This is a genomic window from Streptomyces sp. CA-278952, from assembly GCF_028747205.1.
Taxonomy (GTDB): domain Bacteria; phylum Actinomycetota; class Actinomycetes; order Streptomycetales; family Streptomycetaceae; genus Streptomyces.
Window position 1 is genome coordinate 7900551 of the sequence record NZ_CP112880.1, and the last position, 22395, is coordinate 7922945.

Consider the following 22395-nt stretch of genomic DNA (forward strand, 5'->3'; position numbering starts at 1 on the left):
CGAAAGGCGCGCGCATGGATTCCCTCGCTCTGGGGGCCGACCTCGAACCGGAACCGGTCGTCGACGAACACTCCACCGTGACCCTGCACGTCAACGGTGACCCGACGACGCTGACCGTCGACCACCGCACCACGGTCCTGGAGACGCTGCGGGAGAGCTTCGGGCTCACCGGGGCCAAGAAGGGCTGCGACCACGGCCAGTGCGGGGCCTGCACGGTCCTCGTCGACGGGCGGCGGGTCAACAGCTGTCTGCTGCTCGCCGTCGCCCAGGACGGCGCCGCGATCACCACCGTGGAAGGGCTCGCCGACGGCGATAGCCTGCACCCGGTGCAGCGGGCGTTCGTCGAGCGGGACGCCCTCCAGTGCGGCTTCTGCACCCCGGGCCAGATCTGCTCGGCGGTGGGCATGCTCCGCGAGGCCGCGGACGGCCACCCCTCGCACGTCACCGAACCGGACACCGCCACCGAACCGGCCGCACCCGTCGCACTCGACGCCGACGAGATCCGGGAACGGATGAGCGGCAACCTGTGCCGGTGCGGGGCCTACCCCCGGATCGTCGAAGCCATCGAGGACGTGATCGAGTGAAACCGTTCGGCTATGTGCGCCCCGCCTCCACCGACGAGGCCGTCCGGCTCTGCGCGGAAGGCACCGGCGCCCGCTTCCTCGGCGGCGGCACCAACCTGGTGGACCTGATGAAGCTCGGCGTGGAGACGCCCCGGATCCTCATCGACGTCGCCGGGCTGCCACTGGACCGGGTGACCCGGACGGCCGACGGCGGCCTGAGCATCGGCGCCACCGTGCGCAACAGCGACCTCGCCGCCCATCCCGACGTGACGGAGAGCTACCCCGTGCTGTCCCAGGCGCTGCTGGCCGGGGCCTCCGGCCAGCTCCGCAACTCCGCCACCACCGGCGGCAACCTGCTCCAGCGCACCCGCTGCCGCTACTTCCAGGACGTCTCCAAACCCTGCAACAAACGGCTCCCCGGCTCCGGCTGTCCCGCACGCGAGGGCACCCACCGGGACCTCGCGATCCTCGGGCACTCGCCGGAGTGCGTGGCCACCGACCCGTCCGACATGGCCGTGGCCCTCGCCGCGCTCGACGCGACCGTGGTCCTCCTGGGGCCCGAGGGCGAACGGGCCGTCCCCCTCACCGAGTTCCACCGCCTGCCGGGGGAGAACCCCGACCAGGACACCGTGATCAGGCCCGGCGAGCTGATCACCGAGGTGCTGCTCCCTCCGCCGGCGCCCGGGGCGGCCACCCGCTACCGCAAGGCCCGCGACCGCGCCAGTTTCGCCTTCGCCCTCGTCTCCGTCGCCGCCACGCTCCGGGTGGACGCCGGCCGCGTGGAACACGCCACGCTCGCGTTCGGCGGTGTCGCCCACCGGCCGTGGCGGGCCCGCAGGGCGGAGGCCGAGCTGCTCGGTGCTCCGGCCACGCCCGCGGTGTTCCAGCACGCCCTGATCGCCGAACTGGCCGAGGCGCGGCCGCTGCGCGACAACGCGTTCAAGGTGGACCTCGCCCGCCGACTGGCCCTCGACGTGCTCGGCGAACTCACCGCCCGGCAGCCCGCGCGGACCGGCTGAACCGCCGGGGCCTCCGCCCAAGCGCCCACCGCCCGCCCGCACCACCGACCCCCGAGGGACCCACCGCCATGACCACGCAAGCCCCGCAGTTCCCCGGTGCGCCCGTCGTCCGCAGAGAGGCCCGGGACAAGGTCACCGGTACCGCCCGCTACGCGCTCGACCGCGCGCCCGCCGGCTGCCTGTACGCCTGGACCGTCCCGGCCACCGTCGCGGCCGGACGCGTCACCGCCGTACGGGCCGTCGACGCCCTCGCCGTGCCCGGCGTCCACACCGTCCTCACCCACGACAACGCGCCCGAGCTCCAGGAGCCCGACGACCCGATCCTCGCCGTGCTCCAGAACGACCGGGTCCCGCACCACGGCTGGCCGATCGCCCTCGTCATCGCGGAGTCCCTGGAGGCCGCCCGGACCGGCGCCGGGGAACTCCTCGTCGAGTACGAACGCGACCCGCACGACGTCACCCTCACCGAGGACCACTCCGGCCTCTACACGCCCGACGAGGCCAACGGCGGTGAGCCGGCCGTCCGGGTGCGCGGTGACGTGGAACGGGCCCTGGCCGCCTCGCCCGTCCAGGTCGACGCCACGTACCGGATGGTCGCCCTGCACAACCACCCCATGGAGCCGCACGCCGCCACCGCCGAGTGGCACGACGGCCACCTCACCGTCCACGACTCCAGCCAGGGCGCCACCAAGGTCCGCGACAGCCTGGCCCAGGCGTTCGGCCTGGACCCGGACCGGATCACCGTGGTCTCCGAGCACGTCGGCGGCGGCTTCGGCTCGAAGGGCACCACCCGCCCGCAGGGGGTCCTGGCCGCGATGGCCGCCCGGCACACCGGCCGTCCGGTCAAACTCGCCTTCCCCCGGGCCCAGCTCGCGGAGGTCGTCGGCCACCGCGCCCCCACGATCCAGCGGGTCCGGCTCGGCGCGGAGCTGGACGGGGTGCTCACCGCCGTCAGCCACGAGGTCGTCACCCAGACCTCCACCGTCAAGGAGTTCGTCGAACAGGCCGCCGTGCCCGCCCGCGTCATGTACGCCTCGCCGCACAGCCGGACCGCCCACCGGGTGACCGCCCTCGACGTTCCCAGCCCCTCCTGGATGCGCGCCCCGGGGGAGGCCTCGGGGATGTACGCCCTGGAGTCCGCCATGGACGAGCTGGCCTGCGCGCTCGGCCTGGACCCCGTGGAGCTGCGGCTGCGCAACGACCCGGCGACCGAACCGGACAGCGGCCGCCCCTTCAGCAGCCGCGGCCTCGCCGCCTGTCTGCGCGACGGTGCGGCCCGGTTCGGCTGGCACGACCGCGACCCCCGGCCCGCCGCCCGCCAGGAAGGCCGCTGGCTCATCGGTACGGGCGTGGCCTCGGCGACGTACCCCGTCCTCGTCTCCCGGTCCTCCGCGACCGCCCACGCGGCGCGGGACGGCGCCCTGCGCGTCGCCGTCAACGCCACCGACATCGGCACCGGGGCCCGCACCGTCCTGGCCCAGATCGCCGCCGACGCGCTCGGCGTCGCCCCGGAGGCCGTACGCGTCGACATCGGCTCCACCGACCTGCCCGCCGCCCCGCTGGCCGGCGGCTCCTCGGGCACCGCCTCCTGGGGCTGGGCCGTGCACAAGACCGCGACCGACCTCGCAGCCCGCCTCGCGGCGCAACCGGGCCCCCTGCCCGCCGAGGGGATCACCACCACCGCCGACACCGAACAGGAGACCGGCGAGGAGTCCCCGTACGCCCGGCACGCCTTCGGCGCGCACTTCGCCGAGACGGCCGTCGACGCCGTCACCGGCGAGGTCCGCGTACGCCGCCTCCTCGGCGTGTACGCCGCCGGGCGCATCCTCAACGCCCGCACCGCACGCTCCCAGTTCACCGGCGGCATGGTGATGGGCATCGGCATGGCCCTCACCGAGGGCTGCGGCATCGACCCCGACTTCGGCGACTTCACCGCCAAGGACCTCGCCGCCTACCACGTGCCCGTCTGCGCCGACACGGCCGACATCCAGGCGCACTGGATCGAGGAGGACGACCGCCACCTCAACCCGATGGGCTCCAAGGGCATCGGCGAGATCGGCATCGTCGGCACCGCCGCCGCCATCGGGAACGCGGTCCGCCACGCCACCGGCGCCCGGCTGCGCGAGCTGCCCCTCACCCCGGACACCTTGCTGCCCTACCTGCTGTGAACGGCCCGCGCCGGACACCGCTCTCCACCAGCACGGACGGCCCACCTGTTGCGCGTCCGGCCTACGTGACGCACCCTGATGAGTGACCCAGAAGTGATCTGTGCTCACGCTTCGTGTTCGGGGGACGTTCGTACGACGGGGTGAAGTACGACGGGGTGAAGGACGTGGGCCTCGTGGTGAGGAGCCTCGACGATGACCGTTCCACTCGACCGGCACTACTCGGTCGAAACGCAGGTGTCGGCAGAGCGCGTTTCCCAGGTGCGGCGGATCGTCGCCGCACACCTTCGTCACTGGAGTCTCGACCTGCACGTCCGGCCGGTGTGCCGGGCCCTGGACGAGCTCCTGACCAACGTCCACCGGCATGTCGGCGACGGCGACACCTGCGTCCTCGAACTCCGCTGGACCGGGCGGCACGTGACCGTGTCCGTAGCGGACGGCAGTGCCCGGATGCCCCGGCTGCTGCCGGCCGGCGGCGGGCTGAGCAGGGTCATGGCCCTGAGCGACAGCTGGGGCACCTGCCGAACCACGGACGGCAAAGTGGTCTGGTTCACCCGCTACGCCGAGGCGCCGCAGCCCGCGGGCCTGCTCCCGTACGCCCCGCGGCCCGGCGTCCGTACCGCCCGCCACGCCCCCCTGGCGGCGCTCGTGTAACCGCCCGGAGGAGCGGCCCCCTCACCCGGCCGACGCGGAACGCGCTGCCCCGGCACGCATGATCCGCGTCGGCCGGGTACGTGCGGGGGAGGGGAGGGCCGCGTTGCGCGGACGGGTGCGGCGCGGCACGGTCGGAGTACCGATGCAAAGGAGGCCACTGCCATGCCCATCGCGACGGTCAACCCCGCGAACGGCGAACTGATCAGGTCATTCGACGCCCTCGACGAGGCGGAGACCGAACGCAGGATCGCCGCCGCCGCGGAGACCTTCCGCCAGTACCGGACCACGCCCTTCGAGCAGCGGGCCGGCTGGCTGAACCGGGCCGCCGACCTCCTCGACGAGGACCGCGACACCATCGCCCGAACGATGACCGTCGAGATGGGCAAGCCCGTCACGGCGGCCCGCGCGGAGGCGGCCAAGTGCGCGAAGGCGATGCGCTGGTACGCCGACCGTGCCGAGGGGCTGCTCGCCGACGAACACCCGGACCCCGACGACGTGAAGGACTCCGGCGCCTCCGGCGCGCTGGTCCGCTACCGCCCCCTCGGCGTGGTCCTCGCCGTGATGCCGTGGAACTTCCCGCTCTGGCAGGTGGTGCGCTTCGCCGCCCCCGCCCTGATGGCGGGCAACGTCGGACTCCTCAAGCACGCGTCGAACGTGCCCCAGACCGCCCTCTACCTGGAAGACCTCTTCCACCGCGCGGGCTTCCCCGCCGGCTGCTTCCGGACGCTCCTGATCGGCTCGGGCGCCGTCGAGGCGGTCCTGCGCGACCCGCGCGTCGCCGCCGCCACCCTCACCGGCAGCGAACCGGCCGGGCGCTCCGTCGCCTCCACCGCCGGCGACGAGGTGAAGAAGACCGTGCTGGAACTCGGCGGCAGCGACCCCTATCTGGTTCTGCCCTCGGCGGACGTGGAGAAGGCCGCCGCCACCGCCGTCACCGCCCGCGTCCAGAACAACGGCCAGTCCTGCATCGCCGCCAAGCGCTTCATCGTCCACGCCGACGTGTACGACGCGTTCGCCGAGCGGTTCATCGCGGGCATGCGCGCCCTGACCGTCGGCGACCCCCTGGAGGAGGGCACCGACATCGGGCCGCTCTCCACCGAACAGGGCCGCAGCGACCTGGAGGAACTCGTCGACGACGCCGTCGAACGGGGAGCCGAGGCGCTGTGCGGCGGACGCCGGCCCGACAGGCTCGGCGGCGGCCTGGAGAACGGCTGGTTCTACGAGCCCACCGTGCTCGCCTCCATCACCACCGCCATGCGCATCCACCGCGAGGAGACCTTCGGCCCGGTCGCCACCCTCTACCGGGTCGCCGACCTCGACGAGGCGATCCACCTGGCCAACGACACCCCGTTCGGCCTCAGCTCCAACGTCTGGACCCGCGACCCCGGCGAGCAGGAGCGCTGCGCCCGCGACCTGGAGGCCGGCGGAGTCTTCTTCAACGGGATGACCGCCTCGCACCCGGCCCTGCCCTTCGGCGGCGTCAAGCGCTCCGGCTACGGCCGTGAGCTGGCCGGACACGGCATCCGCGAGTTCTGCAACGCCACCACACTCTGGTACGGACCCGAGGCGTCCTGACACCCCCGCCCGTGTGCCGTCACCCGACGAGGAGACCTGCTCCGTGAGCGACCCCCGTACGCCCTCCGCGCCCTCCGCCCTCTCCGACGACGAACTCGCCGCACTCGACGCGCACTGGCGCGCGGCCAACTACCTCGCCGTCGGACAGATCTACCTGCTGGCCAACCCCCTGCTGACCCGGCCGCTCGTCCCCGAGGACATCAAGCCGCGGCTGCTCGGCCACTGGGGCACCTCGCCGGGGCTCAACCTCGTCCACACCCACCTCAACCGGGTGATCAAGTCGCGGGAGCTGAGCGCCCTGTGCGTGTGGGGGCCCGGCCACGGGGGACCGGCCGTCCTCGCCAACTCCTGGCTGGAAGGCAGCTACTCCGAGACCTACCCGGACGTCGGCCGGGACGCCGAGGGCATGGGGCGGCTCTTCCAGCAGTTCTCGTTCCCCGGCGGCGTGCCCAGCCACGTCGCCCCCGAGACGCCCGGCTCCATCCACGAGGGCGGCGAACTCGGCTACGCCCTCGCCCACGCCTACGGAGCCGCCTTCGACCACCCGGACCTGACGGTGGCCTGCGTGATCGGCGACGGCGAGGCCGAGACGGGGCCGCTCGCCGCCTCCTGGCATGCCAACAAATTCCTCGACCCGGTCCACGACGGGGCCGTCCTGCCCATCCTCCACCTCAACGGCTACAAGATCGCCAACCCGACGGTCCTCGCCCGCATCCCCGAGGAGGAGCTCGGCCAACTGCTGCGCGGCTACGGCCACGACCCCCTGTTCGTCGGCGGCGACGACCCGGCCTCCGTCCACCGGGCGCTGGCCGCCGCCATGGACACCGCCCTGGACCGCATCGGCGCCCACCAGCGGGCCGCCCGCGAGGACGGCGCCACCGAGCGCCCCCGGTGGCCCATGATCGTGCTGCGCACCCCCAAGGGCTGGACCGGACCCGAAGAAGTCGACGGACTGCCCGTCGAGAACACCTGGCGCTCCCACCAGGTCCCGCTCTCCGGCGTCCGCGACCACCCGGAACACCTGCGGCAGCTCGAGGCGTGGCTGCGCTCCTACGGGCCCGCCGAACTCTTCGACGCCGACGGCCGCCCCACCGAACAGGTCCTCGCCTGTGTGCCCGAGGGAGCGGCCCGGCTCGGCTCCACCCCGTACGCCAACGGCGGGCTGCTCCTGCGCGACCTCCCGCTGCCCGACCCGGCGGACCACGCCGTGCGGGTCGACAAGCCCGGCACCGCCCTCCACGAGCCGACCAAGGTGCTCGGCGGCCTCCTGGAGAGCCTCATGGCCGCCACCGAGGACCGCAGGGACTTCCGCGTCGTCGGCCCCGACGAGACCGCCTCCAACCGGCTGGACGCCCTCTACCGGGCCACCGGCAAGGCCTGGCAGGCCGGCACCCTGCCCACCGACGAACACCTCGCCCACGACGGCCGCGTGATGGAGGTGCTCTCCGAACACCTCTGCCAGGGCTGGCTGGAGGGCTACCTCCTCACCGGACGACACGGGCTCTTCTCCAGCTACGAGGCCTTCGCCCACATCGTCGACTCGATGGTCAACCAGCACATCAAATGGCTGCGCACCTCGCGCCGACTGTCCTGGCGGCGGCCCATCGCCTCGCTCAACTACCTGCTCACCTCGCACGTCTGGCGCCAGGACCACAACGGCTTCTCGCACCAGGACCCCGGCTTCGTCGACCACATCCTCAACAAGAGCCCCGAGGTCGTGCGCGTCTACCTCCCACCGGACGCCAACACCCTGCTCTCCGTCGCCGACCACGCGCTGCGCAGCCGGGACTACGTCAACGTGATCGTCGCCGGGAAGCAGCCGACCTTCGACTGGCTCACCCTGGACGAGGCCCGCGCCCACTGCGCGCGCGGGGCCGGAGCCTGGGAGTGGGCCGGGACCGAGGACGGGAGCCGGGAGGTGGACGTGGTCCTCGCCTGCGCCGGGGACGTACCCACCCAGGAGACGCTGGCCGCCGCCGGCCTGCTCCGCCGCCATCTGCCTCAGCTGGCCGTGCGCGTGGTCAACGTCGTCGACATCGCCCGCCTGATGCCCGACACGGAGCACCCGCACGGCATGCCGGACCCCGAGTACGACGCCCTGTTCACCCGCGACAGGCCGGTGATCTTCGCCTATCACGGCTACCCGTGGCTGATCCACCGGCTCGCCTACCGCCGCAACGGCCACGCCCACCTCCATGTGCGCGGCTACAAGGAGGAAGGCACAACGACCACGCCGTTCGACATGGTCGTCCGCAACGACCTCGACCGCTACCGGCTGGTCATGGACGTCATCGACCGGGTACCGGGTCTCGGCGTCCGGGCCGTCGCCGTACGCCAGGAGATGGCGGACGTCCGCACCCGCCACCACGCCTGGATCCGCGAGCACGGCACGGACCTGCCGGAGGTCGTGGACTGGACGTGGGGCGGCTGACGGCGTCGGTCAACGGATCTGTCCCCACCGACCGGCCCGTTCTCGCCGACGGGGCGATGAGCGATCATGGGTGGCGACCCGAGACCCACCGGAGAGGCCGCCATGAAGCTGCGCTGTGCCGTGATCGAGGACTTCCAGTCCGTCGCCACCACCGTCGTCGACTGGTCGCCCGTGACCGCCGACGTCGAGGTCGTGACCTTCACCGAGCACCTCGCCACCGAGGACGAAGCTGCCGCGGCCCTCGCCGACTTCGACCTCGTGGTCACCCTGCGCGAGCGGGTGCCCTTCCCGGCGGAGCTGTTCGCCCGGCTGCCCCGGCTGCGGCTGCTCGTCGCCTCCGGCATGCGCAACTCCGTCATCGACCTCGACGCCGCGAAGCGGCACGGCGTCGTCGTCTGCGGCACCGCCAGCTCCTCCACCCCGCCCGTCGAGCTGACCTGGGCGCTGCTCCTCGGCCTGGCGCGCGGGATCGTCCCCGAGGCGCAGGCCCTGCGCACGGACGGCCCCTGGCAGTCCACCCTCGGCGCCGACCTGCACGGACGGACGCTCGGGCTGCTGGGACTCGGGAAGATCGGCGGCCGGGTGGCGCAGGTGGGCCGGGCCTTCGGCATGGACGTCCTCGCGTGGAGTCAGAACCTCACGAAGGAACGGACCGACGAGGCCGGGGCGGAGCTGGCGGCCTCCAAGGGGGAACTGCTGGCCTCCAGTGACTTCGTCTCCGTCCACCTGGCGCTCGGCGACCGGACCAGGGGCCTGATCGGCGCGGCCGAACTCGCCCTGATGCGCCCGACCGCGTATCTGATCAACACCTCCAGAGCGGCCGTCGTCGACACGGACGCCCTGCTCGCCGCCCTGCACGCCGGCGTCATCGCCGGGGCCGCGACCGATGTGTTCGACACCGAGCCGCTCCCGGCCGGTCACCCGGTCCGCACGGCTCCGCGCCTGCTGGCCACCCCGCACCTGGGCTATGTGTCGCGTGCCAACTACGAGACCTACTACGGCCAGGCCGTGGAGAACATCAGGGCCTTCCTCGACGGGCGGCCGCTCCGCCGCCTGGGCTGACGGCGCAGGGCCCTGTCAGCGGCTTCGGTCAGAAGCGCAGCGCCGCCGCGATCCTGCCGTGGTCCGCCAGCGAACCGTCCTCGACGAAAACCACCTCGGCGCCGCTGTCGAGCGCGGCTTCGACCAGTTCGTCGACGATGTCCTCGCGGATCGTGCCGTCCGCGCTCTGCGTGGTTCCCTCGGGCACCGGCTCCAGGTGCTCGGCGGTCACCTGAACGGCCGCCTGGAAGTGCTCCTCCACCACGACCAGCCCCGCCCGGCCCTCACGGACCGCGGCCCACACCTCGTCGAGCCCGCCGGCGAAGGAGTGGGCGCTGCGGGCGTTGTCGAGCCGGGTCTCCACCTCCTCCGCCGCCCGGCGAGCGCCCTCGTCCAGGGCGGGCCGCAGCTCTTTCAGGACCTCGGCGGGCGACAGGTCGGCCGGTGCGCCCTTGGTGACCCGGCCGACGGCGGACCCGGAGCTCTCGCCGACCTCGTCCAGCAGGGCGAGGGCGGGGGCGAGGCCCACCAGATACAGCGGGCGCGGGTCGTCGGCGAGCACCGTGCGCAGCTTCTCGTCGACATCGCGGAAGAAGTTCCGCGTCTCCTCGTCGCTGAAGAGGCTCGGGGTGTCCCCGATCCGCTCCTCGCGCTGCGGGTTCGGCGGCTCCTTCGGCGCGGTCAGCGGGAAGCCGCCCACCTCCTCCTGGCGGATGCCGTCGCCCGTGCCGACCCACAGCGTCGCGTGGTCGGCGGCGACCGTCAGCGCCCGGAACGGCCGGGTCTGGGCCTTGGCGGCGACGAGGTTGCGGGTGAGGTAGGTGTCGCTGAGGACCACCCGTTCGGGTGCGGTGCGCGGAAGCTGCCAGATCCAGTACTCGTCGGTGGTGGCGAGGAGCACCAGGGAGTCCATCGCGGCACGGGGGTCCACCTCGGCCGCCGCCCGCTCCAGCTGGTGCACGAGGGCGGCCCGGACCTCGCGGCTGACCTGCTCATCGGCTTCGAGGCGGTGTGCGGCATCCGCCACCAGGTTCCGCAGGCGGACCGGGTCCTGGGCGTTGTCCGGGGCCTTGCGGTGGGTCGGCATGGTCAGGGACAGGGCCGGATAGGGCCGGGTCGCCCGCAGCTCCCGCAACAGGTCGGCGGTCAGGGCGTCCGTATCCATCGTTCCCTCCCAGGGCTCGAACCCGCTCCCGTATGAAGCGGATGCTTCGACGAGTCAATTCATACCTTTTGATCCTAATATGAGCGAGTTGTTGCCCTTGGAGTGCGGGAGGTTGCGCGATGTCCACGCTCACGGTGTGGAAGTTCGGGACGGCCGAAGGCGCGGAGAGCGTCGAGGAGTCGCTGAAATCCCTTCAGAAGGAAGGGCTGATCAAGATCCTCGACGCGGCGGTGGTCAGCTGGCCCGCCGACCGGGCCAAGCCGCGCACGAAACAGCTGCTGAACCTCGTCGGCGCCGGGGCCCTCAGCGGGACCTTCTGGGGCATGCTCTTCGGCCTGATCTTCCTCATGCCGCTGCTGGGCGCGGCCATCGGGGCGGCCGCCGGGGCGCTCGGCGGAAAGCTCGCGGACGTCGGCATCGACGACGAGTTCATCGCCGAGGTCAAGGAGAAGGTGACGCCCGGAACCTCGGCGCTGTTCCTGCTGACCATGAACGAGGTGCCCGAGCGGATCGGCGCACAACTGCCCGGCGACGGAGCCGAACTCCTCCACAGCAACCTCGACACCGAGCGCGAGGCGAAGCTCCGCGACATCTTCGGCGACGAGACGGTGTGACCCGCGCGCAGCCCTTCCCTCCTCTCGCACCCCCTCTCCTGGATTGGACGGACCGTCCGTGAAGCCGAAACTCCCCGCGCACCGAGCCGTACGCGCCCTGGCCCCCGTCGCCGTCGCGGCCCTCCTGTTCGCCTTCACGGCGGCCTGCGACTCCGACACCAGCGGCGAAGGCACCGACCAGGGGGTGCACACCCTCACGCCCGAGCCGGAGGAATCACCCCCCTCCGAGGCACCGAGCCCCCGCACCCAGGAGAGCTTCGCCGCCTCGGTCTCCGCCGAGTCCGAACGCGTACGGCAGGAAGCGACGAAGCGGCTGGAGGAGGTCGAGGGCCGGGGCAACGCCGTCGGCGACGTCTCGGTCAGCGGACTGCCGCTCACCGCGTCCGAGGAGGTCCGCAGCGCGCTCGTCCGGGTCACCAACCCCACGGACGAGCCCACGTTCTTCGCTGTGAAGGTGGAGTTCGTCGACGCCGGGGACAAGGTCCTCGACACCCTCGTCGTCGGCGTCGAGGACGCGCCGCCGGACCGTACGGTCACCGCCCAGGCCAACAGCCGCAAGGCCGCCGGGGTGAAGACCTTCCCCCGGGTCGCCCAGGCCGAGCGCGGCTGAGGAGGCGCGGGCCATGAGCGCCGCCGACGCGGTGACCGACTCCCTCCAGAACCTGCGCGACCGGTTCGTCGGCGTACGGGAGGGGAAGCCGGCCGACTACATCCCGCAGCTGGCCCTCGCCGACCCAGACGCCTTCGGTCTCTCGCTGGTGAGCATGGACGGACACCGGTACGTCGCAGGCGAGGCCGAGGTGCCCTTCACCCTCCAGTCGGTCTCCAAACCGTTCGTCTACGCCCTCGCGCTCTCCCTGCTCGGCCTCGACGAGGTGAGCCGCTGGGTCGGCGCCGAGCCGAGCGGCGAGGCGTTCAACGCCATCAGCCTCGAACCCGGTACGGGCAGGCCCGCCAACGCCATGGTCAACGCCGGTGCGATCGTCACCACCGCGCTGATCCCCGACACCCCGGACGCACCGGCCTTCGACCGGATCCTGCACTGCCTCGGCTGCTTCGCCGGGCGCGAACTGGACGTCGACGAAGAGGTGTTCACCTCCGAGTCGGTGACCGGGGACCGCAACCGGGCGCTGGCGTACCTGATCCGCTCCACCGGCACCCTGCCCGTCGACCCGGTCCTGGCGGTCGACCGCTACTTCCGTCAGTGCGCGATCCGCGTCACCGCCGTCGACCTCGCCACGATGGCCGCGACCCTCGCCTACGGCGGCGTGAACCCGGTGACCCGCGAGCGGGTCGTCCCCGCCGAGGTCGCCGCCCGCGTCCTCGCCGTCATGGCCACCTGCGGCATGTACGACGGCTCCGGCGAATGGCTGCTGCGCGTCGGCCTTCCCGCCAAGAGCGGGGTGTCGGGCGGCCTCATCGCGGTGGGCCCCGCCCGCTTCGGCGTGGCGACCTACAGCCCGCCGCTGGACGCCACCGGCGGATCGGTGCGCGGCCACGCCGCACTGGAGGCGATGTCGGACCGCTACGGGCTCCACCTCATGCTCAACCCCGCGCTCCCCGGCTCCACCGTCACCCTCGTCACCACCGCGGACGACCTGCCGTCGGCGCCCTCGGCCGGGCACGAACGGGTCCTCCACGAACAGGTCGGCGTCGTCGTCGCCCAGGGGTCGATCGACTTCACGGCCGCGGAGCGCGTGCTGTACGCCCTGGACGAGTCCGGACCGGACGGGGGTTCGGTCGTCCTCGACCTGCACGACGTCACGTCGGTCGACTCCGTGGCCCTGGCGATGCTGCACACCGGGCTCGCCCGGCTCGCCGGCGACGGGCGGCGCGCGGCGGTCGTCGATCCGAACGATCTGCTGGGCCCGCCCGACCTCGTGCGGGAACGGACCGGCCAGGACCTGCCGCGCTACGCCACCCGTGAGGGCGCCGTCGAAGGCTGCGCGCAGACCCTGGCCGGGGAGGACTGAGCCGTACCGCCGGGCGGGCCGGACTACCAGATGGCGCCGACCCACTCCGGATGGTCTATGAACGGGTTCCGGTTGTGCTGGAACTGGTCGAATATGACGTCGTTGCGGCGCTTTTCGAAGGTGTCCGGCGGGTCTTCCCGGCTCCACTGCTTCAGGACGGACAGCTTGCCCATCTTCGGCGCGGACCCGTTGTTCACCTGGTCGTTGGGTTCGAGATCGGCGAAGGAGTCGTTGCCCTCGTAGCGCACCGCCATGTAGAGGATCATGCGCGCGACGTCGCCCTTGACCTCGTCGCGCGGCTCGAAGGAGTCGCCGTCGGTGAAGTTGCCCGGCGCGTCGCCCAGTTCGCTCCCGCCGTTGTCGAAGTCCTTGTTCCCGCGCGTGGAGTTGACCCTGACGTCGGTGGGCCGCAGATGATGGACGTCGGTGCCCGGGCCCGTCGCGGTGCCGAAGTCACCGTGCGACTTGGCCCAGACATGCTCCCGGTTCCACTGTCCCGAGTTGCCGCCGTTGTCGTTCTTGGACTGGGAGCGCCCGGTGTACAGCAGGACGACGTTGGAGGAGTCGGCGGGATCCTCGTCGGTGGCCCTGAAGGCGTTCCACACCTGGCTGTAGGAGAGCTTGGTCTGGTCGCTGATGATCGTGTGCAGGGCGGACTTCAGCTCGGCTCCGGTCTTGCCGAGCGCGTCCTGGTAGTAGGTGTCGTCGAGGGCCGCCGCAGTCGCGGTGTGACGGCCGGGCGAGCCGTCCGACGGGGCCGCGGCGGCGGTGCCGGCGAGCACGGTGACGGCCGCCACCGCGGCGAGCAGTGGACGCGCGTAGAACGAGTGACGACGGGACATGTGGGGGTGTCCTCTCCGGAACGCGGGCGCCGCGACGAGGACCGCGGGTGGGGGTGCCCGCGCGACGGCCGTGCGGTAGGTGGTCAGGCGGGAGCCTTCCACACGCACCGTGCCCCACGTGTGAACACTGTGTACCTATCATGTGCAGGTCAAGAATCGGCCCGCCGGAAGCCGTCGAAGCGCCGTACGCCCCCGGTGGCCCAGGGCCACCGGGGGCGTACGGGATGCGCGGGGCGTGCGGGGTGTCCGCCCTCCCCGGCCGCTGCCGCTACCGGCCGGCCGCCCAGTCGCGCAGGGCGCGGGCCGAGCCGAAGTCGGCCACGTTCCGGTCGAGGGGGTCGTCGGTGTACTGGTGAATGCGCCAGTCCGCCTCGATGCGGGGCTTGCCCGCGGTGCCGTAGTCGGCGATCCACAGCCCGTCGCCCGCGTAGCCGGTGGTGTCGTGGTTGAGCCAGAAGGAGCGGTTGCAGTACAACAGGACCCGGTGGCCGGGCCGTTCCCGCTTCACCGCGCGGATGAACCGGTCCTTGTCCGCATTGCTCGCCCGCGTCCCGCCGCCGGTCTGTTCCCAGTCGACCGCGAGCAGATCGCCCGCCTTCTCCGGGGTCTTGCTCAGGAAGTACGCCGCCTGGTCCGCCACGTCCCCCGGCCAGAGGAAGTGGTAGAAGCCGACGACGCACTCGGCGTCCCTGGCCCGCTTCACCTGCGCGTCCAGACGCGGATTGACATAGGAGCGGCCTTCGGTGGACTTGATGATGACGAAGTCGAGTCCGTCCGTGTCGTAGGAGGGCTGATAGGCGCTGACGTCGACACCGTGGAGCATGGGCACCGCCTCGGATCATGGGGCAACGACCTTCCTTCCCTGCCCACTTCCCAGGCCCCCCAAGGGCAGATTCACCCTCCCGGGTAACGGGCGCGCGCTCCTCGGATGCGGCCGGGCCCGCGGGGGACGAGAATTGCCGCAAGGACGAGGAGGCGGCATGAGCGAAGAGTCCGAACCCGTATCCGCGGCCGTGTCCGGGCCGGACGGCATCACGCCCGACCGGCTCCTGCACACGGGCGCGAGCGACCGGCCGAGCGCGGAGGACCTGGTGCTCGCCTCCGGGCGGGACCTGACGCCCAAGACCCTGGAATGGGCACGGCGCAAGCTGGCCGCCGAGGGGCGGTCGGCCATCGACAAGCAACTGCCCTGAGGGTCCGGCGGGCCCTCAGGGAGACCCGGTGGGCGGGTGTGCGGAGCAGTACGCCGAGGTGGATGCGGCCGGGGTGCCGGGGAGCGTGTGGGGCGCGCCCCGGTTCCCTCGGCTAGCCTGAGTGACATATGAACCGTTTGACGACCTCACAGGGCGCTTTCGAGCTCGCCCGCTTCCCCGAGCACCCGCGCGACCCCTTCCGTGCGTGGGACGCCGCCGACGAATACCTGCTCCGGCAGCTGACGGACCCCGAGACGGGCCCGGTCGACCTCTCGGGGACGGTCGCGGTCGTGGGGGACCGGTGGGGGGCGCTCGCCACCGCGCTGGCCGCACACCGGCCGGTCCAGATCAGCGACTCCTACCTGGCCCGGCGCGCGACCCTCGCCAACCTCGCCAGGAACGGCGTCGACCAGGACGCGGTCCGGCTGCTCTCCTCGCGCGACACCCCGCCGGACCGGATCGACGTCCTGATCGTCCGGGTGCCCAAGTCCCTGGCGTTCCTGGAGGACCAGCTCCACCGGATCGCCCCCTCCGTCCACTCCGGCACCGTGATCATCGGCACCGGCATGGTCAAGGAGATCCACACCTCCACGCTCAAGCTCTTCGAGCGGATCATCGGCCCGACCCGCACCTCCCTCGCGGTGCGCAAGGCACGGCTCATCTTCTGCACCCCGGACCCCGCTCTGCCGCGTACGCCGAGCCCGTGGCCGTACCGCTACGAGCTGCCCGCCGACGTGGGCCCGGTCGCGGGCCTGACCGCCGTCAACCACGCGGGGATCTTCTGCGCGGAGCGCCTCGACATCGGGACCCGCTTCTTCCTGAAGCACCTGCCCACCCGGTCCGGGGCGGTCCGGGTCGCCGACCTGGGCTGCGGCAACGGGGTCCTCGGGCTCTCCGCCGCCATCGCCAACCCCGACGCGCACCTCACCTTCGTCGACGAGTCCTACGGGGCGGTCGCCTCCGCCGAGGAGACCTACCGGGCCGGTGCGCCCGACGGTGCGAAGGCCGACTTCCTGGTCGGCGACGGTCTCGGCGACCTCGACCCGGGCAGCGTGGACCTGGTGCTGAACAACCCGCCCTTCCACTCGCACACGGCGACCACCGACGCGACGGCCCGCACGATGTTCGCCGGGGCGCGGACCGCCCTGCGCCAGGGCGGCGAGCTCTGGGTCGTGGGCAACCGGCACCTCTCGTACCACACCCACCTGCGCCGGATCTTCGGTAACTGCACCACGGTCGCCGGCGACCCGAAATTCGTGGTGCTGCGCGCAGTCAAGCGCTGACCGCTGGGCCTTTCGTCCGCCGGACGCCCGCCGGCCCTTCCGGATTCTTGCAACACGTTCTACTGTGTGCGCCGCCGCACACGGACGACGCCGAAGCGAGACTCTGGAGGGGCCGTGCACCTCGAATACACGCCTGAGCAGCAGCGGCTGCGTACCGAACTGCGCAGCTACTTCGCGACCCTGGTGCCCGACAACGCCTACGCCCGCTACGCGGAGCCCGCCGCCCAGAAGCGCTTCTACCGCGACACGGTCCGCAGGCTCGGCGCCGACGGCTGGCTGGGGGTCGGCTGGCCGAAGGAGTACGGCGGCCGGGGACTGACCCCGATGGAACAGTTCATCTTCTTCGACGAGGCCGCCCAGGCCGGCGTACCGCTGCCGCTGATGGCCCTGAACACCGTCGGCCCCACGATCATGCGGTTCGGCACCGACGAGCAGAAGGCCCACTTCCTGCCCGGCATCCTGGCCGGGGAGATCGACTTCGCGATCGGCTACAGCGAACCGGACGCCGGCACCGACCTCGCCGCTCTCAAGACCCGCGCCGTCCGCGACGGGGACGAGTACGTCGTCGACGGACAGAAGATCTGGACCACCAACGGCGACACCGCCGACTGGGTCTGGCTCGCCGTGCGCACCGACCCCGACGCGCCGGCCCACCAGGGCATCACCATGCTCCTCGTCCCCACCAGCGACCCGGGCTACTCCTGCACCGTGATCAACACCCTCGCCTCGCACGACACGACCGCGAGCTACTACGAGAACATCCGGGTGCCGGTCTCCCGCCGCGTCGGCGAGGAGAACGAGGGCTGGCGGCTCATCACCAACCAGCTCAACCACGAACGCGTCACCCTCGCCGCCCACGGCACGATGGCGGTCCGCGCGCTGCACAACGTCCAGCGCTGGGCCGCCGACACCAAGCTCGCCGACGGCCGCCGGATCATCGACCTCGGCTGGGTCCGCGCCCTGCTCGCCCGCACCCACACCCGCCTCGACGCGATGAAACTGCTCAACTGGCAGATGGTCGCGGCCCTCCAGAACGGCACCCTCACCCCCCAGGACGCCTCGGCGGTCAAGGTCTACGGCTCCGAGGCCCGCCGGGACGCCTACGCCTGGCTGATGGAGATCGTCGGCTCCGCGGGCGCGCTGAAGGAGGGCTCGGCCGGCGCGGTGCTCCACGGCGAACTGGAACGCGGCTACCGATCAGCCGTGATCTTCACCTTCGGCGGCGGCAACAACGAGATCCAGCGGGAGATCATCTCGTGGATCGGGCTGGGGATGCCGCGCGTGCGGCGGTGAGGGGCAGTCGCCCTTCGCGGCGAGACTGGCCCCGCCTCGTCGTGCGGGGCCCCGAGGTCAGACGGGCGGCATCAGATCGCTCTCGCTGACGGTGTACGTCAGCGGGGGGTAGCTGAAGTCCGTTTCCCTGTTCTCGCGGCGTCGCAGCCGGTAGAACTCGCTCCTCTGCTCCTCGTCGGCCGAGGTGAGGCGAGCACCCCGCGAGAGGTGTGCCTGCCCGTTGCGATACCGGACGAAGGTCTTCGACGTACGGAAGGTCACGCCCAGCCACAGGTTGTCCGCTGTCCGGGAAGGATCCTCCAGCACGATTCTGTGCCTGAGCCGCCTGTTCGCGTCGACGGAGAACGCGACGACACCGTTGTGGGTCAGGGGGACCTCGAACCTCTCGTCACCGGACTCCTTCGATTCGAAGATCAGCTTCCTCGGCGGGCCCGCTTCGGGAAACCGATAGCAGGAGAGGACGGCGATGAACGACTCGTCGGCCAGATCGAGTGCCTGGTCGGAGTGGCTGCCCATTCTCGCGTAGGCGTTCGTGTAGCTCTCGATGAGGGCGTTGTTGAAGCCGACCGGCAGCGCCGCACGTTCCTTGACGCGTCGCGCCAGCCGTTCGTGCACGGCCCGGAAGCGTTGCGCGGGGCTGCTGTACCGCGTGGTCGTGCGGACGAGCGGTACGCCGTCCGCCTCGTCCGTCCCGGTGAGCACGGCGCCTCGCCGCCCCTTGCCCAGCTCTTCCAGCTGCGCCGACGCGGACAGCTCCGAGAAGAGATCTCCCTCGGTCGGCACGGCGCACACGAGGATCTCATCCGAAAACCTAGATCCTGGGGGCAACGTAATCTCCCGTGTTCATGCTGAAAAGGAATCGGTCGCCGTAGTCGATGAAGGACGAGGTCCTGTTCTCCTCGGCGTACAGCTTGCGCAGATCGTCCAGCCCGGCCGGTGTGGGCGGTTGCATCCTCACCAGGTCCCCGGCCACTTCGAGGAACGTGTGGCCGTCTCTGTGCACGGCTTCGGTGCTCGAACAGCGCACCACGTACCCCAGGCGGGTCGGGAGCAACTCGGCGTCCAGCGCCGAGGGCCGGATCTCGTGCGTGTACAGGCGGTTGGTGGACAGCGGCATGAAGAACACGGAGCCGGGATAGAGGGTCACGCCGAACTGCGAGGGGAGCGGGGTCCCGTCGCGTTCTTCGGCCGTCTCCTTGAGACGGAAGCGGAGTCTGGTCAGCCCGCTGGCGCCTTTCACGCCGTAGTCGAAGGCGTCATCGGTGAGGGGGCGCAGGCTGTCGAGCCGGTCGTAGAAAGTGCAGAAGGCCATGATGCCGTTGACGGGCATGTCCTTGGTCTTGTCGGCATGGGCCGAGATCTTGGCCTTGGATTGCTTGCGTTCCGTCGTGGCAGGGGTGTTGTGGTAGATCTGGGCGAGGACGTGATTCAGCGGAGCCTGGTGCCGGAAGACGGTGGCCGCCTCGCGGTTCAGCGCCTCGACGATGAGCGTGTCGGTCGGGCGAAAGCCCTCCGTCGGCCCCGAGAGGTTCGTGGAGCACCGGAGCAGGCGGAAACGCAGTTCGTCGCCGTTCCGTGTGACGGGCGTCAGATAGATTCCGCTGCGATGCGCTGTGCCGGGCTTGGTGGACTCCGTCAGGGACTGGAACGCGTGCTCCCCGCGGATCCCTTCGAAATGACCGGCGTCGAGTCCGAAGAAGCGGCGGTAGTACACGCCGACTCCGTGTACGCGGAGGGGGACGCGGCCGATGTCGATGAGGGGCCACCGTTCGTCGATGTCCTCGCGGTACCCGTGCGACAGCTCCCGGACGACGAACACCCGGGCGGCGGGGTGCAGTCGGCGGCCGCTGAACACGGAGATGTCACCGCACAGGTAGACGGTCCTTTCGGTGAGTTCGGGCGCACCGGAGGCGAGATCCTCGGGCGTGATGACGGAACCGAAGAAGCTCCTGACCGTGTCGTCGCCGTGCAGCACCGAAGGTGCGACCAGGATGTTGCTCGCGTCCTCGATGTGGGCTTCTGTCAGCTCTGTTGTGTGCATGAACCGGTACCTGTTCTCTTCGCGGGACTCGATGGTCTGCTCGAAGCGGGGGAGATGGCAACGGTCCGCCTCCGGCGAAGGCCCGATCGTCTCAGGAGAAGAGCGTGCGCGAGCCCATGACGCCCGGCTCCGTGCCCAGGGTTCGCGGTCCCGGCCGGGGGAAGGGATCCGGGGCGCGCGTCGCCCCGCGCGCCCGATCGTCCACCACCCGGGAGGGACCCCGTATGAGCATGCCGCACCGTCTGATCGGTTCCGGCGACCACAAAGTGCTGGTGCTCCACGACTGGTTCGGGACCAGCTCCGGCTGGGGCCCCATCCTGGACTACCTGGACGGCGACACCTTCAGCTACGCGCTGCTCGACTACCGGGGCTACGGCGATCGCAGAGCCGTCGGCGGCGCGTACACGCTCGCCGAGATCGCCGACGACGCGCTCGCCCTGGCCGGTGAACTCGGCTGGGAGAGCTTCTCCCTCATCGGCCACTCCATGGGCGGCAAGGCCGCCCAACAGGTGCTGGCCCAGGCTCCAGGGAGGGTGCGCAAGCTGGTCGGCCTGGCGCCCGTTCCCGCCGGTGTCTATCCGCTGGACCGCGACGGGGAGGCGCTGTTCTACGGCGCCGCGCACGACCCCGACAAGCGCCGGGCCATCGTGGACCTGGTCACCGGCCGACGCGCGCCCCGGGCATGGCTCGACCTGATGGTCGACCGCTCGCTGGAGGGGTCGACCCGCGAGGCGTTCGGCGGCTACGTGAAGGACTGGGTCACCGCCGACCTCACGGAACGGATCACCGGCAACCCCGTTCCGGTCAAGGTCATCGTCGGCGAGCACGATCTCGCCCTGACGGCCGACGCCATGCGCGCCACGTGGCTCAGCCACTATCCGAACGCCGAACTGGAGGAGATCCCCAACAGCGGTCATTACCCCATGTACGAGACTCCGCTGGCCCTGACGACCAGCGTCGAGACGTTCCTGCGCGCCTGAGCCGACCGCCGGAACCCGACCGCCCCGCAGGGGCCGGCCCGCCGGACCGGCCCCTGCGGGTTCGAGCGGCGCCCTAGACGGGCTGCTTCTCGCCGGGGGCGGAGTCCTGGGCGGGGGCCCCGCGCAGGGTGAGCAGTGACGCGACCGCGCCGACGGCGGCGAGGGCCGCCGCTCCGATGAAGGCGGCGGAGAACCCGTTGGTGAGCGCTTCGGGGTTGCCGAGCTCACGGGCGCCGTACGCCGCGGACACGGCCGTCATCGCGGCCAGTCCGAGAGCGGAGCCGACCTGGTAGCTGGTGTTGACGATGCCGGAGGCCAGGCCGCCCTCCTCGGGGCGCGCACTGGAGAGCGCGGTGCCGAGGGAGGGAATGAACGCCAGCGACATGCCGGCCGCGGCCAGCAGGGACGCGGGCAGGACGTCGACCCAGAAGGTGCCGTCCGCCCGGGCGAAGGACAGCCACAGCATGCCTGCCGCGAGCGCCAGCAGGCCGGTGACGATCAGTGGCTTGCTCCCGAATCGGGCCATCAGACGGGGTGCCAGGACGATCATCATGATCATGATGGCGACCGTCATGGGCAGCAGGGCCGCGCCCGAGGCGAACGCGCCCAGCCCCAGGACCTGCTGGAGGTACAGGTTGAGGAAGAACCACATGGGGATCCACGCGGCGGCCATCAGCAGCTGCGCGATGTTCGCCCCGGCGAGGTTGGGGGCCTTCCAGATGCCCAGTCGCATCAGCGGCTCGCGGCGCTTCGACTGGATGGCGACGAACGCGCCGATCAGCGCCAGGCCGGCCAGCAGGACGAGCCAGGTCTCGGCCGAGCCCCAGCCGGTTTCCGGGGCGCGGACGATGGCGTAGACGGCGGTGGCCAGGCCCACGGTGACGGTGGCCGCTCCGCCGAAGTCGACGGATCCGCGCCGGACGGGGGAGGAGGGCATGACCCCGGGGGTGAGGGCCAGCACGATCAGGGCGATCGGGATGTTGATGTAGAACACCCAGGGCCAGCTGGCGTACTCGGTGATCACACCGCCGAGGAAGACGCCGGCGGTGCCGCCCGCCGGGGCCGCCGCGCCGTACAGCGCCAGCGCCTTGGTCAGTTCCTTGGGGCGGGAGCCGAAGAGCATCATCAGCAGCGTCAGGGCGGACGGGGCGATCAGCGCGGCGCCGACGCCCTGCAGGGCGCGCCCGGTCAGTTCGACCCAGATCTCCGGGGCGAGGCCGGCGACCAGCGATCCCCCGGCCATCACGATCCACCCGGCGACGAAGATCCGCTTGGCGCCGAACAGGTCGGAGAGTCGCCCGCCGAGCAGGAGGAGCCCGCCGAAGGCGACGACGTAGGCGTTGAACACCCAGGACAGGCCCTCGGGGGAGAAGCCGAGGTCCACCTGCATCTTGGGCAGGGCCACGCCAATGATGGACGTGTCCATGATGACCGTGAACTGGGCCAGGGCTATGAGGACGAGTGCTGTCCAGCGGCGTGGGCTGGGAGGGGCGGACGAGGTTGACATAGCTTTCTCCTATACGGGAGGGGGGTATCTCGCTTCGAGTGAGCAATATACCCCCT

The 22395-nt window shown here is 71.6% G+C and carries 20 protein-coding genes; 14 read left to right on the forward strand and 6 right to left on the reverse strand.

Annotated features, from left to right (window positions below; genetic code table 11):
• Positions 1 to 14 precede the first annotated feature (14 nt).
• The 7 genes from N7925_RS34625 (at position 15) to N7925_RS34655 (ending at position 9469) form a co-directional block, all read left to right on the forward strand.
• On the forward strand, positions 15 to 584 hold the full coding sequence (locus N7925_RS34625) for a 2Fe-2S iron-sulfur cluster-binding protein (protein ID WP_274346237.1): 570 nt from the start codon (positions 15 to 17) through the stop codon (positions 582 to 584).
• Entirely contained in the window at positions 581 to 1582 is a 1002-nt protein-coding gene (locus N7925_RS34630) for an FAD binding domain-containing protein (protein WP_274346238.1), read from the forward strand. Before N7925_RS34625 ends, N7925_RS34630 begins: the two co-directional genes overlap by 4 nt.
• Before the next feature lie 68 nt (positions 1583 to 1650).
• Positions 1651 to 3750 (forward strand): xanthine dehydrogenase family protein molybdopterin-binding subunit, encoded by a 2100-nt coding sequence (locus tag N7925_RS34635; RefSeq protein ID WP_274346239.1) that lies wholly within the window; start codon positions 1651 to 1653, stop codon positions 3748 to 3750.
• Between the two features lie 192 nt (positions 3751 to 3942).
• Positions 3943 to 4401 (forward strand): ATP-binding protein, encoded by a 459-nt coding sequence (locus N7925_RS34640; RefSeq protein WP_274346240.1) that lies wholly within the window; start codon positions 3943 to 3945, stop codon positions 4399 to 4401.
• Between the two features lie 162 nt (positions 4402 to 4563).
• Positions 4564 to 5976, forward strand: a complete 1413-nt coding sequence (locus N7925_RS34645; protein ID WP_274346241.1) for an NADP-dependent succinic semialdehyde dehydrogenase — start codon at positions 4564 to 4566, stop codon at positions 5974 to 5976.
• A gap of 43 nt (positions 5977 to 6019) precedes the next feature.
• On the forward strand, positions 6020 to 8407 hold the full coding sequence (locus N7925_RS34650) for a phosphoketolase family protein (protein ID WP_274346242.1): 2388 nt from the start codon (positions 6020 to 6022) through the stop codon (positions 8405 to 8407).
• Between the two features lie 102 nt (positions 8408 to 8509).
• On the forward strand, positions 8510 to 9469 hold the full coding sequence (locus tag N7925_RS34655; RefSeq protein ID WP_265603474.1) for a D-2-hydroxyacid dehydrogenase family protein: 960 nt from the start codon (positions 8510 to 8512) through the stop codon (positions 9467 to 9469).
• 28 nt (positions 9470 to 9497) lie between these two features.
• On the opposite strand, the gene N7925_RS34660 is transcribed toward N7925_RS34655, so the two are convergent.
• A complete protein-coding gene (locus N7925_RS34660; protein ID WP_274346243.1) occupies positions 9498 to 10613 on the reverse strand; it encodes a baeRF3 domain-containing protein in 1116 nt (371 codons plus the stop codon).
• Between the two features lie 119 nt (positions 10614 to 10732).
• Between N7925_RS34660 and N7925_RS34665 the strand changes: the two genes are divergently transcribed.
• The 3 genes from N7925_RS34665 to glsA are packed head-to-tail and all read left to right on the forward strand — an operon-like array spanning position 10733 to position 13200.
• A complete protein-coding gene (locus N7925_RS34665) occupies positions 10733 to 11227 on the forward strand; it encodes a DUF1269 domain-containing protein (RefSeq protein WP_274346244.1) in 495 nt (164 codons plus the stop codon).
• 58 nt (positions 11228 to 11285) lie between these two features.
• Complete coding sequence (locus tag N7925_RS34670) at positions 11286 to 11837, forward strand: hypothetical protein (protein WP_274346245.1); 552 nt, start codon at positions 11286 to 11288, stop codon at positions 11835 to 11837.
• Positions 11838 to 11850: 13 nt separating this feature from the next.
• Positions 11851 to 13200, forward strand: a complete 1350-nt coding sequence (gene glsA / locus N7925_RS34675; protein WP_274346246.1) for a glutaminase A — start codon at positions 11851 to 11853, stop codon at positions 13198 to 13200.
• Positions 13201 to 13223: 23 nt separating this feature from the next.
• Here the strand turns inward: glsA and N7925_RS34680 are convergent, their stop codons facing one another.
• Both N7925_RS34680 and N7925_RS34685 read right to left on the reverse strand, forming a co-directional pair.
• Positions 13224 to 14042, reverse strand: a complete 819-nt coding sequence (locus tag N7925_RS34680) for an endonuclease I family protein (RefSeq protein ID WP_274346247.1) — start codon at positions 14040 to 14042, stop codon at positions 13224 to 13226.
• A gap of 268 nt (positions 14043 to 14310) precedes the next feature.
• Positions 14311 to 14865 carry a GH25 family lysozyme gene (locus tag N7925_RS34685; protein ID WP_265603480.1) on the reverse strand — a complete coding sequence of 185 codons (555 nt, stop codon included), beginning with the start codon at positions 14863 to 14865 and terminating at the stop codon, positions 14311 to 14313.
• A gap of 157 nt (positions 14866 to 15022) precedes the next feature.
• On the opposite strand from N7925_RS34685, the gene N7925_RS34690 reads away from it, so the two are divergent.
• From N7925_RS34690 to N7925_RS34700, 3 genes are all read left to right on the forward strand, one after another.
• Positions 15023 to 15235: a hypothetical protein gene (locus tag N7925_RS34690; protein WP_265603481.1), complete on the forward strand. Its 213-nt coding sequence runs from the start codon at positions 15023 to 15025 to the stop codon at positions 15233 to 15235.
• A gap of 128 nt (positions 15236 to 15363) precedes the next feature.
• Positions 15364 to 16518, forward strand: a complete 1155-nt coding sequence (locus N7925_RS34695; protein ID WP_274346248.1) for a methyltransferase — start codon at positions 15364 to 15366, stop codon at positions 16516 to 16518.
• Positions 16519 to 16632: 114 nt separating this feature from the next.
• Entirely contained in the window at positions 16633 to 17811 is a 1179-nt protein-coding gene (locus tag N7925_RS34700; RefSeq protein ID WP_265603483.1) for an acyl-CoA dehydrogenase family protein, read from the forward strand.
• A 57-nt stretch (positions 17812 to 17868) separates the two neighbouring features.
• On the opposite strand, the gene N7925_RS34705 is transcribed toward N7925_RS34700, so the two are convergent.
• Together N7925_RS34705 and N7925_RS34710 are read right to left on the reverse strand one after the other, a co-directional pair.
• Positions 17869 to 18639, reverse strand: a complete 771-nt coding sequence (locus tag N7925_RS34705) for an alpha-ketoglutarate-dependent dioxygenase AlkB (protein ID WP_265603484.1) — start codon at positions 18637 to 18639, stop codon at positions 17869 to 17871.
• The gene (locus N7925_RS34710) at positions 18623 to 19852 is read right to left on the reverse strand and encodes a hypothetical protein (RefSeq protein ID WP_265603485.1); all 1230 of its coding nucleotides are present in this window, start codon (positions 19850 to 19852) and stop codon (positions 18623 to 18625) included. Before N7925_RS34710 ends, N7925_RS34705 begins: the two co-directional genes overlap by 17 nt.
• Positions 19853 to 20076: 224 nt before the next feature.
• Between N7925_RS34710 and N7925_RS34715 the strand changes: the two genes are divergently transcribed.
• On the forward strand, positions 20077 to 20832 hold the full coding sequence (locus N7925_RS34715) for an alpha/beta fold hydrolase (RefSeq protein ID WP_265603486.1): 756 nt from the start codon (positions 20077 to 20079) through the stop codon (positions 20830 to 20832).
• A gap of 73 nt (positions 20833 to 20905) precedes the next feature.
• Here N7925_RS34715 and N7925_RS34720 read toward each other — a convergent pair whose 3' ends face one another.
• Positions 20906 to 22339 carry an MFS transporter gene (locus tag N7925_RS34720; RefSeq protein ID WP_274346249.1) on the reverse strand — a complete coding sequence of 478 codons (1434 nt, stop codon included), beginning with the start codon at positions 22337 to 22339 and terminating at the stop codon, positions 20906 to 20908.
• Positions 22340 to 22395: the final 56 nt, after the last annotated feature.